The sequence below is a fragment of the Kitasatospora sp. NPDC056273 genome (assembly GCF_042268845.1).
Lineage (GTDB): Bacteria > Actinomycetota > Actinomycetes > Streptomycetales > Streptomycetaceae > Kitasatospora.
Genome location: NZ_JBHJSJ010000014.1, coordinates 75623 through 91574, shown reverse-complemented (window position 1 = coordinate 91574; position 15952 = coordinate 75623). Strand labels below are relative to the sequence as shown.

Sequence of the window (15952 nt, the reverse complement as noted above, 5' to 3'; positions counted from 1 at the left end):
GGTCCGATGACCGCAGCTGGTGCCGCACCGGGGGTCGACGGCCGTCCCGGCGATCCCGCCGCCCGGACCGCCGCCCCGGCCGCCGAGCAGACCGTCGCCGCCGCGGCGCGCCCCCCGGCCGCCCCGGAGCCGCTGCTGGTCGAGCTGGTCACGCTGGCCCACCGCAGGCTCTCCGGCGGCCTCGCCGCCGCCCTCGCCGAGGAGGACTGCACCGTCGACCAGTGGCGGCTGCTGCGCGTCCTCGCGGACGACCGGGGGCACGCGATGGGCGAGCTGGCCCAGGCCCTGCTGATCCCGCAGGCGAGCCTGAGCCGGCTGGTGGACTCGCTGGCCGACTCCGGCTGGGTCTACCGGCGCCAGGACGACCAGGACCGCCGTCGGATCACCGCCCACCTCTCCCGCCAGGGCCGCACCCGGCTGACCCGGCTGGACGCCCTCGCCGCCGCCCACGACGCCGCCGTGCGCCGGGCCTGCGGCCTCACCGACCCGGCGCACGTGCTGCGGCGGCTCGCCGCGCTCTGACCGGCCCGGCCCGGCCGCCCCCGGGCACACGACAACGGCACCCACGGACGACGACGGCCCGCCCCCGCCGAAGCGGGAGCGGGCCGTCGCGGCACGCGATCGGACGCGGTCAGGCCGGGCGGACGGCGCCCTTGTAGGGCATCACGGAGATCGGCAGGACCTCGATGTTCTTGCCCGTGCGCGGGGCGTGGATCATCTTGCCGTCGCCGATGTACAGGCCGACGTGGTGCAGGTCGTCGTAGAAGAACACCAGGTCGCCGGGCTGGAGGTTGGCGCGGTCGACGTGCGGGCCGTCCTTCCACTGCTCCTCGGACGTCCGGGAGATGGTGACGCCCGCCGCGCGGTAGGCCTGGCTGGTGAGGCCGGAGCAGTCGAAGGTGGCGGGGCCGTTCTTGCCCCAGCCGTACGGCTTGCCGAGCTGGGCCTGGGCGAACGCGATGATGGCGCCGGCCCGGCCGCTGGCCGACGGCACCGGGGCGTTCATGTCCGGGCGGTCGGCGGAGCGGGAGGCGCGGTCCTTCGCCGCGGCGGCGGCGGCCTGCTGGGCCTCGGCCTTGGCCTTCTCGGCGTTCTGCTGGGCGTTGATCTTGGCCCGGTCCTCGGCGCTGAGCTTGTTCAGCATCTCCTGCGCCTGGGACAGCTTGGTCTGGATGTCCTTCTTCTGCTCCGCCAGCTGCGTGCCCACCGAGTCGAGCGCGGCCAGGGTGGCGGTGGCCTCGGCGCGGTCCTGGTCGAGCTTGCGCTGCTCGTCCTGGGCCTGCTTGAGCAGGCTCGCCTGGGAGTCGGAGACCTGGTTCTGCACCGAGGCGCGCTCCAGGTAGGCGGCCGGGTCGGAGTCGAGCATCAGCTGGACCGACGGGTCGATGCCGTTGGTGCGGTACTGGTCGGCGGCGACCGCGCCGAGCCGGGTCCGCAGCTCGTTCATCGCCTCCTGGCCCCGGACGACCTTCTCCTGGATCTGGTTGGCCTCGCCCTGGAGCTTCTGCTGCTTCGCCTGGAAGCCGTTGTACTTCTCGATCGCCTGCTCGGCGTCCTCGTTGAGCTGGTCGACCTGCTCCTTGACGGTGGCGAGGTTCGGGGTCGGCTCGGCGTGGGCGGTACCGGAGGCGAGGACCGCGCCGCCGGCCGCCATGGCCGTGGTGAGGACCGCCATGCGGGCCCGGCTCGGGGGGCTGGGCTTGCGGCGCTTTCCCATGGCGGTCGCTCTCCTTCGGGGGAATCTCGGGACGGTCCGGGCGGAGCGGGGGGACGGCTCGGCCGGTGCCTGGGGACGACGAAGGCGGGCAGGACGAGCAACGGGGGGGTGCTGCCCCGCCCACCTTCTTCGAAGTAACTTAATAGATGAGGGGCCGGGTTCCGCAATCCCCCTGATCATGACGTTTTGACAGCATGACAGGACATCGATCGCGTTCCGTGCCATCGGCGTTGACCTCGGACACCTCCGGACACCGCGGACACCTCCCACCACCCGACGACCGCCGGTCGGATCACCGACGACGGCCCGGACGCCCCCCCGGACGACGCGCTCGGATGACCGCGCCGCCCGCCTCCGCGGACACCCCGGACGACCCCACCCGGCGCCTCCGACCCCCTGACCTCCGACCCCCTGCCGACACCCCTATCGGCCGCGGGTGCCAGCCGTCCCCGCACGCCATGGCACCCCCCGCCCCGGAGAGTGCTCGCGAGCGGCCGAACCGAGGGAAAGGTCACATGAGATTCCTCTCCTGCAGCCCCGCGCACGGGCGCTAACCTGCGCACATGAAGGTCCCGCCCGAAGGGCTCCCCCTCGCTGCCGAGTTCCCGGCCGCGCACCGAGAGCAGTGGCAGCAGCTCGTCCAGGGCGTGCTGCGCAAGTCCGGTGCCCAGCCCGAGGACGGTCCCGCCGCCGAGCAGGCGCTCACCACCCGGCTCCAGGACGGGCTGAGCGCACGCCCCCTGTACACCGCCGAGGACACCGACGCCGACCCGGGCTACCCGGGCTTCCCGCCGTTCGTGCGCGGCGGCCGGCCGCAGGGCTCCGCCGTGGCCGGCTGGGACGTCCGCCAGCGGCACGCCGACCCGGACCGCCGGCGCGCCAACGAGGCCGTCCTGGCCGACCTGGAGCACGGCGTGAGCTCGCTCTGGCTGGAGCTGGGCGGCGCGGGCCTCCCGGTGGACGCCCTGCCCGAGGCGCTCACCGGCGTGTACCTGGACCTGGCCGCCGTGGCGCTCGACGCCGGCGCCGAATTCACCGACGCCGCCGAGCAGTTGTTCAACCTGTACGAGGAGCGCGAGGTCTCCCCCGGCGCCGCCGCCGGCAACCTCGGCGCCGACCCGCTCGGCCTCCAGGCCCGCACCGGTCGGACCGACCGCACCGGGGCGCTGCTCGCCGAGGCCACCGCGCTGGCCGCCCGCTGCGCCAACGGGTACCCGGGCCTGCGGGCGCTCACGGTGGACGCCCTGCCGTACCACGAGGCAGGCGCCTCCCCCGCCCAGGAGCTGGGCTGCTCGCTGGCCACCGGCGTCGCCTACCTGCGCGCGCTGACCGCCGCCGGCCTCCCGGTCGACGACGCGCTCGGCCAGCTGGAGTTCCGCTACGCCGCCGACGGCGACCAGTTCCTCACCATCGCCAAGTTCCGTGCCGCGCGCCGCCTCTGGGCCCGGGTCGCCGAGGTCTCGGGGGCCGGTGCGGCCGCCTCGGCGCAGCGCCAGCACGCCGTCACCTCCCGGGTGATGATGACCGCCCGCGACCCGTGGGTGAACATGCTGCGCACCACGATCGCCTGCCTGGCCGCCGGGGTCGGCGGCGCGGACGCCGTCACCGTGCTGCCCTTCGACAGCGCACTCGGCCTGCCGGACGCCTTCGCCCGCCGGATCGCCCGCAACACCCAGGCGATCCTGCTGGAGGAGTCCCACCTGGCCCGGGTGATCGACCCGGCCGGCGGCTCCTGGTACGTCGAGCAGCTGAGCGAGGAGCTGGCCCGGGCCGCCTGGGCCTGGTTCCAGGAGATCGAGCGGGCCGGCGGACAGCGGGCCGCCCTGGAGTCCGGCCTCGTCGGCGAGCGGATCGCCGCGACCTGGGCCGAGCGCTCGGTACGGCTCGCCAAGCGGCGCGAACCCGTCACCGGCGTCAGCGAGTTCCCGCACCTGGACGAGCAGCCGCTGGTCCGCGAACCGGCCCCGGCCGCACCCGGCGGCGGGCTGCCGCGGGTGCGCCGCGCCGAGGCCTACGAGGCGCTGCGGGACCGCTCGGACGCCCACGCCGCCGCGCACGGCGCCCGCCCGAACCTCTTCCTCGCCTCGATCGGCACCGCCTCCGCGCACACCGCGCGCACCACCTTCGCCGCCAACCTCTTCCAGGCGGGCGGCATCGCGACGGTCTCGGCCGAGTCCGTCGACCCGGCGGCCTTCGCCGAGGCCTTCCGGGCCTCCGGCGCGACCGTCGCCTGCCTCTGCTCCAGCGACGCGCTGTACGCCGAGCACGCCGCCCCGGTCGCCGGCGCCCTGAAGGCGGCCGGCGCCGAACGGGTGCTGCTCGCCGGGCGACCCGCCGAAGTACCCGACGGCGTGGACGAGTTCATCTTCGCGGGGGGCGACGCGGTCGCCGTCCTGACCTCCCTGCTGGACCAGATCGGAGCCGCTCGATGATCCCCGACTTCACCGGAATCGGGCTGGACGGCGCCGGCGGCAGCCTCACGGGCGGCCCTGGCGTCACCGACGAGCAGTGGCGGGCCGCCTGGCGCCAGTCCACCGGCAAGGACGTCGACGAGCTGCTCTGGGACACCCCCGAGGGCATCGGCGTCAAGCCGCTGTACACCGGGGCCGACCTCGCCGGGCTGGACTTCCTGGAGACCTACCCGGGCATCGCCCCGTACCTGCGCGGGCCGTACCCGACCATGTACGTCAACCAGCCCTGGACCGTCCGCCAGTACGCGGGCTTCTCCACCGCCGAGGAGTCCAACGCCTTCTACCGCCGCAACCTCGCGGCCGGCCAGAAGGGCCTGTCCGTCGCCTTCGACCTGCCGACCCACCGCGGCTACGACAGCGACCACCCGCGGGTTACCGGCGACGTCGGCATGGCGGGCGTGGCGATCGACTCGATCTACGACATGCGCCAACTCTTCGACGGCATCCCGCTGGACAAGATGTCCGTGTCGATGACCATGAACGGCGCCGTGCTGCCCGTCCTCGCGCTGTACATCGTCGCGGCCGAGGAGCAGGGCGTACCGCCGGAGAAGCTCGCCGGGACCATCCAGAACGACATCCTCAAAGAGTTCATGGTCCGCAACACCTACATCTACCCGCCGCAGCCGTCGATGCGGATCATCTCGGACATCTTCGCGTACACCTCGCAGAAGATGCCCCGGTACAACTCGATCTCCATCTCCGGCTACCACATCCAGGAGGCCGGTGCGACGGCCGACCTGGAGCTGGCCTACACCCTGGCCGACGGGGTGGAGTACCTGCGCGCGGGCCTGGACGTGGGCCTGGACGTGGACGCCTTCGCACCGCGGCTGTCGTTCTTCTGGGCGATCGGCATGAACTTCTTCATGGAGGTCGCCAAGCTGCGCGCGGCCCGGCTGCTGTGGGCCAAGCTGGTCAAGCAGTTCGACCCCAAGAACCCCAAGTCCCTGTCGCTGCGCACCCATTCGCAGACCTCGGGCTGGTCGCTCACCGCCCAGGACGTGTTCAACAACGTCACCCGCACCTGCGTGGAGGCGATGGCCGCGACCCAGGGCCACACCCAGTCGCTGCACACCAACGCCCTGGACGAGGCCCTCGCCCTGCCCACCGACTTCTCCGCCCGGATCGCCCGCAACACCCAGCTGCTGCTCCAGCAGGAGTCGGGCACCTGCCGGGTGATCGACCCGTGGGGCGGCTCCGCCTACGTCGAGAAGCTGACCCACGACCTCGCGTCGAGGGCCTGGGAGCACATCCAGGAGGTCGAGGCGGCCGGCGGCATGGCCAAGGCCATCGACGCGGGCATCCCCAAGCTGCGCGTCGAGGAGGCCGCCGCCCGCACCCAGGCGCGGATCGACTCCGGCCGCCAGCCGGTCATCGGCGTCAACAAGTACCGGGTGGAGAACGACGAGCAGATCGACGTGCTCAAGGTCGACAACTCCTCGGTGCGGGCACGGCAGGTCGAGAAGCTGCGCCGGCTGCGCGCCGAACGCGACGAGGCCGCGTGCCAGGACGCGCTGCGCGCGCTGACGGCCGCCGCCGAGGCCGGCCCGCAGCGCGGCGGCTCACTGGACGGCAACCTGCTGCACCTGGCCGTCAACGCGGCCCGGGCCAAGGCCACCGTCGGCGAGATCTCCGACGCCCTGGAGAAGGTCTACGGCCGCCACTCCGGCCAGATCCGTACCATCTCCGGTGTGTACCGAGACGAAGCGGGCCCGTCGGCCTCCCTCCAGCGCACCCGCGACCTGGTCGAGCGGTTCGAGCAGGCCGAGGGCCGCCGTCCGCGCATCCTGGTCGCCAAGATGGGCCAGGACGGCCACGACCGCGGCCAGAAGGTGATCGCCACCGCCTTCGCCGACCTCGGCTTCACGGTGGACGTCGGCCCGCTCTTCCAGACCCCGGCCGAGGTCGCCCGCCAGGCCGTCGAGGCCGACGTGCACATCGTCGGCGTGTCCTCGCTCGCCGCCGGACACCTCACGCTGGTGCCCGCGCTGCGCGCCGAACTCGCCGCGGCGGGACGGGAGGACATCACCATCGTGGTCGGCGGAGTCATCCCGCCGCAGGACTTCGACGCCCTGTACGAGGCCGGCGCCGCGGCGGTCTTCCCCCCGGGGACGGTCATCCCGGACGCGGCGTACGACCTGCTCAAGTCCCTGGCGGCCGACCTCGGCCACGAGCTGTGATTGCCTGAACGCATGCCTCCGCGGACGATCGACCTCGACAGCTATGTGACGGGCGTACTCGACGGCTCGCGCGCCTGGATCGCGCGCGCCGTCACCCTCGTCGAGTCCTCCCGACCCGACCACCGCGCACTCGCGCAGCAGCTGCTCCAACGGCTGCTGCCGCACGCCGGCGGCGCGGTCCGGGTGGGCATCACGGGCGTGCCCGGTGTCGGCAAGTCGACCTTCATCGACGCCTTCGGGACGATGCTGACCGGCCAGGGCCACCGGGTCGCGGTGCTCGCCGTCGACCCGACCTCCAGCCGGACGGGCGGCTCCATCCTGGGTGACAAGACCCGGATGGAGCGCCTCGCCGTCGACCCTGCCGCCTTCGTCCGACCCTCCCCCACGTCCGGCACGCTCGGCGGAGTCGCCAAGGCCACCCGTGAGTCCATGGTGGTGATGGAGGCGGCGGGGTACGACGTCGTCCTCATCGAAACGGTCGGCGTCGGCCAGTCCGAGACGACGGTGGCCGGGATGGTCGACACCTTCCTGCTGCTCAGCCTGGCGCGGACCGGCGACCAGCTCCAGGGCATCAAGAAGGGCGTCCTGGAGCTGGCGGACGTCATCGCCGTCAACAAGGCCGACGGCCCGCACGAGCGCGACGCCAAGGCGGCGGCCCGCGAACTCGCGGGCGCGCTACGGCTATTGCAGGCCCCGGACGCCGCCTGGACACCGCCGGTGCTCACCTGCAGCGGCCTCGACGGCGCGGGCCTGGACGTCCTGTGGGAGCGGCTGCAGCAGCACCGCAAGGTGCTGGACGCCACGGGCGCGCTGGCGGCGAAGCGCCGCGACCAGCAGGTCGAGTGGACCTGGTCCATGGTCCACGACCAGCTCTACGCCCGCCTCCACGAGAACCCCGAAGTACGGCGCCTGACCCCCGAGTTGGAAGCCAAGGTCCGCGCCGGCACCCTCCCGGCGGGGCTGGCGGCCCAGCAGATCCTGGACGCCTTCTTCGCCTGACCCGGGTCTCGCAGACCGAGCGCCGTGCCCCACCCCCGCGTGGGGCACGGCGCTTCTCGGGTTCTCCTGGGAATCCCATCCGGTCGCAGCCCGACAACTCCACGCCATGCCAGGCCCGTTCTGGCCCTCTTCCGTCGCCCGAACGGCTGACAACGAGTCAACTCGGGTACATCGACGTGGAGAACCGGAGATGCTGATGCAGCCGTTGAACCGGTTGCACAGAGGACGGGACCGCGATGACCCCTCGACCGCGCACACCCAACCCCGAGCTCGCCGCACGGTCGATCGGCAGGTCCGACATGGACCCCTCACGCCGTGGCGTCCTGACCGCCGGTCTCTACTCACTGACCCTGACACTGCCGGAGTTCGACGAGAGCCCCGAGCGGATCACCCGTGCCGCCGCGGGCCGAACCGTGCGTGTCGGCGACGGCGAGGTCCAGACCGTACGGACGGTGACCGACCGGATCGCCGGCATCCTCGACGAGCTCGGCGCCGCCCACGCCCGCCCGATGGCTGCGGCGTTCCTGGTCAACTCGGTCGGGCCCTGGCTCCAGGCGTCCGGCACGACCCAGGTGAAGGCCGACCTGCTGTCGGCAGCCGCCGATCTCACCTACCTCACCGGCTGGATGGCGATGTACGAGACCGCCCACGGCCTCGGCCAGAAGTACTACGTCCAGGCCCTCAAGCTCGCGCGGGAAGCCCAGGACCACGTGACGTACTGCCGCACCCTGCGTGGCATGGCACTCCAGGCGTCCAACCTCGGCTACGGTCCAAAAGCCCTCGAACTCGCCGACTCGGCCGCCGAGGCCGCTCCGGCCTCCGGCCCCCGCCTGCGGGCCTTCCTCACCGGCCAACAGGCGCACGGCGCCGCCATGGTGAAGGACCGGCGCCAGGCCTTCGCACGCCTCGCCGAGACCGAGACGGCGCTGGCCCAGGCCGACGGCCGCAACGACTCCATCGGCGGCTACGACCAGAGCGCGTACCACTTCCACGTCTCGCACGTGCTGTACGAACTCGGCGACCTCCCGGGGGCAGTCAAGGAGCTCCAGCTCTCCGACCGGGCCCGCCCCGCCAACGAGAAGCAGGGCCGCGTGCACGGCAACGGCCTGCTCGCCCGTCGGCAGATGGAACTCGGCCACGTCGAAGCCGCCTGCGCCACCTGGGACACCTTCCTGGACGACTACGTCACGCTCAGCTCCGTCCGCGGCGACGAACACTTCCGCGCACTGAACACCGCCCTCCCGGCCCACGCCGCCAACGGCACGGTGCGCCGACTCCTGGAGCGCACCCGCGAGGTCGCACAGCAGAAGGCCGCGTGAGCCATGAGCCTCCGCATCATGAAGGCGTCCCGGTCGGGGTGATCTGGCCGGAGGGAGCCCGCCGCTGACCGCGTCACATCGGCTTCTCGCCGAGAGCGGCCCGCAGCCAGTCGAGGGAATCGGTCGCCAGGACGGCATCGGCGAGGTCGTTCGCGGTCTTCGTGGTGAGCCGGCCGCGGCTGTTGTCGATCCACCGCTGCGCGTTCGCGTAGCCCTGCGCCTTGTACTCGACGCCCTGGATCAGGCATTCCAGCTTGTCCGCGTCCCGGGCGCAGACCGCCTCCAACGACTCCTTCGCCTCGTACTCCGCGACGAGGTCCCTGATGGTCGAGGCCAGGACGTCCGGCATTCCCCCGACTTGGTCGGCCGTCACCGCCACCGGATCCGCACTCGGCGCGTACTTCTTGCCCAGGTGGTTGACGTCCCCGGTGCGCGATTCCTGGGAGTCGTGCCAGACCGCCAGGAACGCGGCCTGCGCCGGATCGGCGCCTTCGAGCCTGGCGATGACCGAGGCGATCAACGCGGCCCGCCAGGAGTGCTCGGCGACCGACTCGGGGTCACGGACACCGGCCATCCACCAGCCCGTGCGCTTGGTCTGCTTGAGCGTCCCGGCTTCGAACAGGAACCTCGCCACCGAGCCCAGATCGTCCGTCACTGCCGACTCCTCTCATCCACGCCACGACCGACGTTACGCGGGCCGGGCCGCCGCAACCGCATCGGTGTACAACTCGGTGGTCAAGTCGTCCTCGCTGATGCCGAGTTCTCCGAGTACGGCACGGACCAGGGAGAGGGCGGGGGTGAGCTCAGCCGCCGTGGCAACCGATGTCTCCACCTCGATGAACGTCGCGCCATCCAGTTCCGGAACGCGAACGAGCGTGGCCAGCACAGGCCACCCGTCCTGCTGGAAGCTGTAGTTGCGGCACCGCTTCTCGAACGCGATTCGCGGAGTGAAGCCGAGGCCCCGGACGATCTCGTGCATCGCGTCGGCATCCGCGACCCTGGTCTCGGCCTCCGGCTTCGACCCGGACGCCTCGTCCACCCGGGCGTCCTTGTACGTCAGCACGGTGCGCGTGTCGTCCTGGCTGTGCACGGTACGGATCCGCAGCTCCCGGTCAGCGCCCATCAGACTGCCGTCCGGCGCGTCATAGTACGTGTCCCGGTAGACCTCGGCCCGGCCGGAACCGTACCGCTCCTCCAGCTGCTTGAGCACGCCCTCCGGGTCCCGCACGATCGCCTTGAGCTCCGCTTCGATCGCCATCCCTCTGCCTTCCCTCAGATCACACGCTCGGCACTGTCCACCATGGCATCGAACTGCCGGCACCAGCCCCGGTACAAGGGGCCGTGCGGAGTGGGCAGCACCTTATAGGTTGCCGACTCGTGCCCTTCCCAATCCGCGTCGAAGGCTCCGACGAACAGGGTGCGGTCCAGCCGGATGATCCGCCACACAGGCATCGTGCGGTACCGGTAGACCTCGACCTGTCCGTAGTCGGACAGCTCCCGCAGCCGGGCCTCCGCCAGTCGGATACCTCCGGCCAGCGAAGCCGTGGATTCTCCGATCTCGGCGGCACGGAACTCGGCAGCCGGCGACTCCGGATCGAGGAGCAGCACCCGCAGACGGGGGGCGGGGCCGCCATCGCGGCGCAGGTGCTGACGCAACAGGGAATCCCGCAGGGCGAGGAGACCAAGGCCACGCACGGCCAGGACGTCGAGTTCGGCTGCCGATCCCGCCGCACACTGGATCTCGGCGGAGGCCGATTCCTGGTCGCCGTACACACGGACGATCTCGGGGAACGCTGCCAGATCAAAGGCTGATCCGGACGCCCGTCGGCCGTCCGGCCGTGGTGCCAGCCCGAGTAGCCGCCGCGCATCGTCGGGAAGGTTGAGCCCGTCGGCGATCCGCTCGAAGACGTTCAGCTTCGTCACCAGCCGACGGCCGTTGAGGATCTCGTTCACCCGGCCTTGCGTCATACCCACCTGAACCGCCAACCGGGCCTGACTCGCGCCGCTGTGGTGCTGCACATAGCGGAACAGCGCGGCGACATCGCGGTCCCGCAGCGCGCACCGCACCTGCTCGTTCTGCCAGGCGAGGTCGGCCAGCCTGATCGGTTCGAGCGCAGTGCCCATGAGGCGAACCCCTCGTCAATCGATCCATTCCACCGTGAGATTACCGTCTGGACATCGCCGACTGCGTTCGGTGACTCGATTCTGGATGCGCGGCCGACAGTGCGGACGAGGGCGAACCGGATCGAACTCGGCAGTCCCAGAACGGCCATGACACGCGGACGCGGCGAACGACAGGAGCGGACACATGACCACCCCACAGCCCAAACCCCCGAGGCCGCCGGCGCCTCCCGGCCCCGGGCCGGACATGCCGGTGAGCGGGCCGACCGGCCGCAACTCCACGACGACCACCACGACCAGGTAGGAGACTCCCATGGGATGGGGCCTCGGCAAGGGCGGAAGCTCCGGCGGCGGCAGCGGCGCCAACGACGGCGGTCAGGGCAAGCACGCCGGCAAGAAGGACTTCAACACGACGCCGCAGAACCAGGATCACCAGTCGGGAAAGTCCACCAGCAAGCACGGCAAGGACAACGACAAGAAGTGACCACCAGCCAGAAGAGTCTGCGGCAGGCCGGAACGACCGGCCTGCTGCAGGCTGTTTCCCGCCAGCTCGGCCACGACGTGGCCCCGGAGTGGCGCAAGGCGGCCGAAGCGACCCCGCGCCACCGTTTTCTCCCTGACCGCATTTGGCTGGGGCCCGACGGCGGCTCCCTCACGCCGTGCGACCGTGGACGCGAGCCCGACCGGTGGTTGGCCGCCGCCTACGCGGACGAGCCGGTGGTGACGCAGATCAACGACGGGCAGGAGGTGAAGGACCCGTCCGACGCCCTTCCGTCCTCCTCGGCTTCCGCCCCGTCGATCGTCGTCCGGATGCTCGAACTCCTGGACGTCGAACCGGGGATGAGGATCCTCGAAATCGGCACGGGCACCGGGTTCAACGCAGCTCTCCTGTCCCACCGGCTGGGTGACGCCAACGTGACCACGATCGAGATCGATCCCGTCCTCGCCGAACTCGCTCGTTCCAACCTCAAGGCCACCGGCTACGCCCCCACCGTGGTCCGGGGTGACGGAGGTCTCGGCTGGGGCGTCCAAGCGCCATACGACCGTGTGGTGGCCACGTGCTCGGTACGGCGGGTTCCGTACGCTTGGATCCGCCAGAGCCGGCCTGGCGGAGTCATCCTCACCCCGTGGTGCGACGACTGGAGTCACGGCGGACTGCTCCGCCTCACCGTCGGCGACGACGGGACCGCCAGCGGCCGTTACACCCCTGACAGCGCCTTCATGCTGATGCGTACCCAGCGCCTCGACCTCCGGCTCTTCCGGGACGTCGCCCTGGACGAGCACGTGCCCACCGAGTCCACGACCGCCCTCGACCCGTGGGCTGTCGCGGATTCCGCCTTCGAGACCCAGTTCGCCCTCGGCCACCGCCTCGGCGACCTCTGGTACGCCTGGCACCACGGCCCCGAGGTCGAAGGCGTGGTGACCCGCCTCTGGGTGGCAACGACCGACGGCGGCTCCTGGGCGGCCGTCGACTGGGACGGCCGCGAGAACACCGAGCGCTACACGGTGTGGCAGCACGGCCGGCGCCGGCTCTGGGAGGAGGTCGAGGCCGCTCACCGCTGGTGGCTCGACAACGACCGCCCCGGGCCGGACCGGTTCGGCTTGACCGTCACGCCCGAGGGGCACACCGCCTGGCTCGACGACCCGGCGAACGGGTAGCCCTTGCGGTAGGACCGCACCCGCTCCCGGGCACACCCCTGCGCGCCCCCTCGGCTCTGGGGTCCGGAGCAGTTGGTGCCTGTTGAGCGCGTCCGGCTGCGGTGGCAGCCGGACGCGCCGGATGCCCGCCTGGACGGCAGTGAGCCGGAACTCGACCATGTCCGGCCACTCCGAGAGGACGGCCACCACCTATCGCTCATGCGCGGATGCGGTACGGGATCTCGCCAGGCCCCGGTTGTTCGAGAATCGCAGCGGCCACCTCCTGGCCGATGCGGGGCTCAGTCCGTCAGTTCCCACAGCAACCGGTAGTAGGCGGTCCGGTCCGGGTCGGGGGCGATGCCGTAGGCGTCGAGCAGCGGCTGCTCCCAGCCCGGGCCGTAGTTCCACTGGGTGCTCCAGGTGGCGATGGCGAGGTCGGCCCAGCGGTCGGCGAGGCCGAGGGTGCCGAGGTCGACGTGGCCGGTGTGGGTGCCGTCGTCGCCGATCAGGGTGTTGGGGGCGCAGGCGTCGCCGTGGCAGACGACGAGGTGGTCGATCGGGGGGATGTCGGCGAGGGTGGCCAGGGCGCGTTCGACGGTGCCGTGGTGGCGCAGTTCCTCCGGCCAGTCGGCCGGGTCGGTGCGGCCCGCTTCCGCCTTGGCCCGGGCGTTCGTCAGGCGTGCTTCGGCGGACCAGTCGAAGGGGCAGTCCGCGACGGGCAGTGCGTCGTGGAGCGCGCGCAGGCCGGCGCCGATGGCGCGGACGGCGGTGGCGGGGTCGCGCTTCCAGTGCTCGTCCACGGCCGACCGGCCGGGCAGGCCCTGGGTGACGAGCCAGGATCCGGTTTCGTCGGCGCCCTCGCCGATGACCGGTGGCACCACGGCGAAGCTCGCGGCCCAGCGCAGGCGGACCGCCTCCGCCGCGAGGTCGATGCCGGTGCCGGTGCCGCTGCCGGCCGGCGTCCACTTCACGAACTGCCGGGTGTCGCCGTGGCCGAGCTGGAAGGTCAGTCCGCCGAGTTCGTTCTCCCAGACGGCCCGGACCGGCCGTCCGGCCGCGAGCTCGGTGACGACGGGTGGCGGCTGGACGGGGCCCTGGGGCGCGGCGGCGATCATCCGCCCATTCTCACCGGGGCGGGTGGCAGCCTGCCAACCGTTTTGCGGGGCTCCGCCGCTACCAGGCGGCGGCCCGGAGGACGTCCTGGGCGAGGTCCTCGACCGACCGACCGACCGGTCGTCGGTCGGGACGCGGACCGCGCCGGCACCGGGACTTCCCGCCGCCGGGAGGGCGGGGCGGCGGCGCTCCCGTTCCCGGGTACGCCGCCGTCCGGCCACCGCCCGCCGTGCTCAGCCGAGCGGCAGGGACTTGAACGCGCGGGCCTGCTCCGTGATGGCGCGTTCGGTGGGCAGCCGTTCCATCGAGGAGGCGCCGAAGAACCCGGCGATCCCGGTGGTGTGCTCCAGCACGTAGCGGGCGTCCTCGGGTTCGGCGATCGGGCCGCCGTGGCAGAGCACGATGATCTCCGGGTTGACCCGCTTCGCGGCGTCGTGCATCTCCTGTACGGCGGCCGCCGCCTGGTCGAGGGTGAGCGCGGTGGCCGCGCCGATGGAGCCCTTGGTGGTGAGCCCGACGTGCGGGACGAGCACGTCGGCGCCGGCCCGGGCCATGTCGGCGGCCTGCTCCGGGTGGAACACGTAGGGGGCGGTGAGCAGTTCGCGCTCGTGGGCCTGGCGGATCATGTCGACCTCCAGGCCGAAGCCCATCCCGGTCTCCTCCAGGTTCGCCCGGAACGTGCCGTCGATCAGTCCGACCGTGGGGAAGTTCTGCACCCCGGTGAAGCCGACGGCCTTCAGCTGGTCCAGGAAGTTGCCCATGATCCGGAACGGGTCGGTGCCGCACACCCCGGCGAGCACCGGCACCTCGCGGACCACCGGCAGGACCTCCCCCGCCATCTCCAGCACGATGGCGTTGGCGTCGCCGTACGGCATCAGGCCCGCCAGCGAGCCGCGGCCGGCCATCCGGTAGCGGCCCGAGTTGTAGATGATCAGCAGGTCGACGCCGCCGGCCTCCGCGCACTTGGCGGACAGGCCGGTGCCGGCGCCGGCTCCGATGACCGGCTTCCCGGCGGTGATCTGCGCGGTCAGGCGGGCCAGGGCTTCGGTGCGGTTCACGGGTGGGCTCCTCGTTCGGTGGGTGTCGTTCGATGGGGGGTAACGGCAACGGTCAGGCGTGCGCGGTGATCAGCTGGTGCAGCCGGTCGGCGGCCGCGACGGCGAAGGCAGGGTCGTTCAGGTGGGCGTCCAGTTCGCGCAGTTCGACCGGGCCGCCGGCCAGCGCCGAGCGCAGCGCCGCCAGGCCGGCCCGGTCGGCGGCCGGGTCGTGGAACGGCCCGCCCGGCGCGTCCACGGCGGACACCCCGCCGAGCGGCCAGAGCACCGTCACCGGGCCGCGCGCCGCGTTGAGCTTGTGCCCGAGGTCGGCGCCGACGGCGGACATCTCCTCGGCGGTGGTGCGCATCAGGGTCACGGTGGGGTTGTGGACCAGCAGCCGGCGCTCGGCGAAGCGCTCCGGAACGGTCTCCCGGGGGCCGAAGTTGACCATGTCCAGCGCGCCCGGCGCGACCACCTGGGGGATGCCGGCCCGTCCGGCCGCGGTCAGCCGGTCGGGCCCGGCGCTGAGCACGCCGCCGACCAGTTCGTCCGCGAGTTCGGTGGTGGTCAGGTCCAGGACGCCGGCCAGGAAGCCGCCCGCGACCAGCTTCTCCAGCGCCCGGCCGCCGGCTCCGGTGGCGTGGAACACCAGGACCTCGTAGCCGAGTTCGTCCAGGCGCTCGCGGGCGGCGTCGACCGCGGGCGTGGTCACGCCGAACATGCTGGCGCCGACCAGCGGGCGGCCGTGCGGACGCGGGGCGGCCAGCACCCGCTCGTGCCGGACGGCCATGCCCGCGGCGGCCGCCGCCGCGTTCCCGAGGATCAGCGAGGACACCGAGTTGATGCCCGCGACGTCCACCACGCTGTACATCAGGGTGACGTCGCTGCTGCCCACGTACGGTGCCACGTCCCCGCCCGCCATGGTGGACACCAGCAGCTTGGGCACGCCGACCGGCAGCGCCTGCATCGCGCGGGCCGCGATGGACGACCCGCCGCTGCCCGCCACCGCCAGGACGGCGTGCAGCCGGCCCGACCGGTACAGCTCGCCGACCAGCCGCTCGGCGCCCTGAGCCATCGCCGTCACGGCCGCCCCGCGGTCGCCCGCGGAGCGCAGCGCCGCCAGGTCGTGCCCGGCGGCCCGGGCGACCTCCTCCGGGCCGAGGTCGGCGGCGGGCGTGCCGGGGGGCGGCGGCAGCACGCCGGCGTCGACCATGACCACCTCGCAGCCGTCCTCCCGCAGCCGCTCGGCGAGCCACGCGTACTCCGCGCCCTTGGTGTCCAGTGTCCCGACCAGTACGACGGTCGCCATGTCCCTGCTCCTTTGAACGGACGGTGCCCCGATCATCCGGCGGGGCCGGGA

14 protein-coding genes are annotated in these 15952 nt (G+C 72.5%); 7 read left to right on the top strand and 7 right to left on the bottom strand.

The annotated features are described in order from the left end of the window. Window positions 1-6 precede the first annotated feature (6 nt). Window positions 7-522: a MarR family winged helix-turn-helix transcriptional regulator gene (locus tag ACFCY1_RS15360; protein WP_117486994.1), complete on the top strand. Its 516-nt coding sequence runs from the start codon at window positions 7-9 to the stop codon at window positions 520-522. Window positions 523-631: 109 nt separating this feature from the next. On the opposite strand, the gene ACFCY1_RS15355 is transcribed toward ACFCY1_RS15360, so the two are convergent. Then, on the bottom strand, window positions 632-1717 hold the full coding sequence (locus ACFCY1_RS15355; protein WP_117486995.1) for an NlpC/P60 family protein: 1086 nt from the start codon (window positions 1715-1717) through the stop codon (window positions 632-634). 563 nt (window positions 1718-2280) lie between these two features. Here ACFCY1_RS15355 and mutA point away from each other — a divergent pair. From mutA to ACFCY1_RS15335, 4 genes are all read left to right on the top strand, one after another. Beyond that, on the top strand, window positions 2281-4149 hold the full coding sequence (gene mutA, locus ACFCY1_RS15350; protein WP_375874857.1) for a methylmalonyl-CoA mutase small subunit: 1869 nt from the start codon (window positions 2281-2283) through the stop codon (window positions 4147-4149). Continuing rightward, window positions 4146-6365 (top strand): methylmalonyl-CoA mutase, encoded by a 2220-nt coding sequence (gene scpA, locus ACFCY1_RS15345; protein WP_074002557.1) that lies wholly within the window; start codon window positions 4146-4148, stop codon window positions 6363-6365. The genes mutA and scpA overlap by 4 nt, the downstream gene beginning before the upstream one ends. Window positions 6366-6377: 12 nt before the next feature. After that, the gene (gene meaB / locus ACFCY1_RS15340) at window positions 6378-7364 is read left to right on the top strand and encodes a methylmalonyl Co-A mutase-associated GTPase MeaB (protein WP_375874856.1); all 987 of its coding nucleotides are present in this window, start codon (window positions 6378-6380) and stop codon (window positions 7362-7364) included. A gap of 236 nt (window positions 7365-7600) precedes the next feature. Further along, window positions 7601-8683 carry a hypothetical protein gene (locus ACFCY1_RS15335; RefSeq protein ID WP_375874855.1) on the top strand — a complete coding sequence of 361 codons (1083 nt, stop codon included), beginning with the start codon at window positions 7601-7603 and terminating at the stop codon, window positions 8681-8683. 73 nt (window positions 8684-8756) lie between these two features. On the opposite strand, the gene ACFCY1_RS15330 is transcribed toward ACFCY1_RS15335, so the two are convergent. Genes ACFCY1_RS15330 through ACFCY1_RS15320 form a run of 3 tightly spaced genes read right to left on the bottom strand, consistent with a single transcriptional unit; the run spans window position 8757 to window position 10807 of the window. Further along, window positions 8757-9338 carry an HD family hydrolase gene (locus ACFCY1_RS15330; protein WP_049649992.1) on the bottom strand — a complete coding sequence of 194 codons (582 nt, stop codon included), beginning with the start codon at window positions 9336-9338 and terminating at the stop codon, window positions 8757-8759. A 33-nt stretch (window positions 9339-9371) separates the two neighbouring features. Beyond that, window positions 9372-9941, bottom strand: coding sequence for a class IV adenylate cyclase (gene cyaB, locus ACFCY1_RS15325; protein WP_375874854.1), 570 nt, complete (start codon window positions 9939-9941; stop codon window positions 9372-9374). Window positions 9942-9955: 14 nt separating this feature from the next. Further along, window positions 9956-10807 carry a helix-turn-helix domain-containing protein gene (locus ACFCY1_RS15320; protein ID WP_375874853.1) on the bottom strand — a complete coding sequence of 284 codons (852 nt, stop codon included), beginning with the start codon at window positions 10805-10807 and terminating at the stop codon, window positions 9956-9958. A 310-nt stretch (window positions 10808-11117) separates the two neighbouring features. Between ACFCY1_RS15320 and ACFCY1_RS15315 the strand changes: the two genes are divergently transcribed. Together ACFCY1_RS15315 and ACFCY1_RS15310 are read left to right on the top strand one after the other, a co-directional pair. After that, on the top strand, window positions 11118-11288 hold the full coding sequence (locus ACFCY1_RS15315) for a hypothetical protein (RefSeq protein WP_375874852.1): 171 nt from the start codon (window positions 11118-11120) through the stop codon (window positions 11286-11288). Next, complete coding sequence (locus ACFCY1_RS15310; RefSeq protein WP_375874851.1) at window positions 11285-12463, top strand: methyltransferase domain-containing protein; 1179 nt, start codon at window positions 11285-11287, stop codon at window positions 12461-12463. Before ACFCY1_RS15315 ends, ACFCY1_RS15310 begins: the two co-directional genes overlap by 4 nt. 278 nt (window positions 12464-12741) lie before the next feature. Here the strand turns inward: ACFCY1_RS15310 and ACFCY1_RS15305 are convergent, their stop codons facing one another. The 3 genes from ACFCY1_RS15305 to ACFCY1_RS15295 all read right to left on the bottom strand — a co-directional run bounded on the left by ACFCY1_RS15305 (window position 12742) and on the right by ACFCY1_RS15295 (window position 15901). Next, complete coding sequence (locus ACFCY1_RS15305; RefSeq protein WP_375874850.1) at window positions 12742-13557, bottom strand: aminoglycoside 3'-phosphotransferase; 816 nt, start codon at window positions 13555-13557, stop codon at window positions 12742-12744. A 231-nt stretch (window positions 13558-13788) separates the two neighbouring features. Then, entirely contained in the window at window positions 13789-14613 is an 825-nt protein-coding gene (locus ACFCY1_RS15300) for a phosphoenolpyruvate hydrolase family protein (RefSeq protein WP_375874849.1), read from the bottom strand. A 52-nt stretch (window positions 14614-14665) separates the two neighbouring features. After that, window positions 14666-15901, bottom strand: a complete 1236-nt coding sequence (locus ACFCY1_RS15295; protein ID WP_375874848.1) for a Tm-1-like ATP-binding domain-containing protein — start codon at window positions 15899-15901, stop codon at window positions 14666-14668. Window positions 15902-15952: the final 51 nt, after the last annotated feature.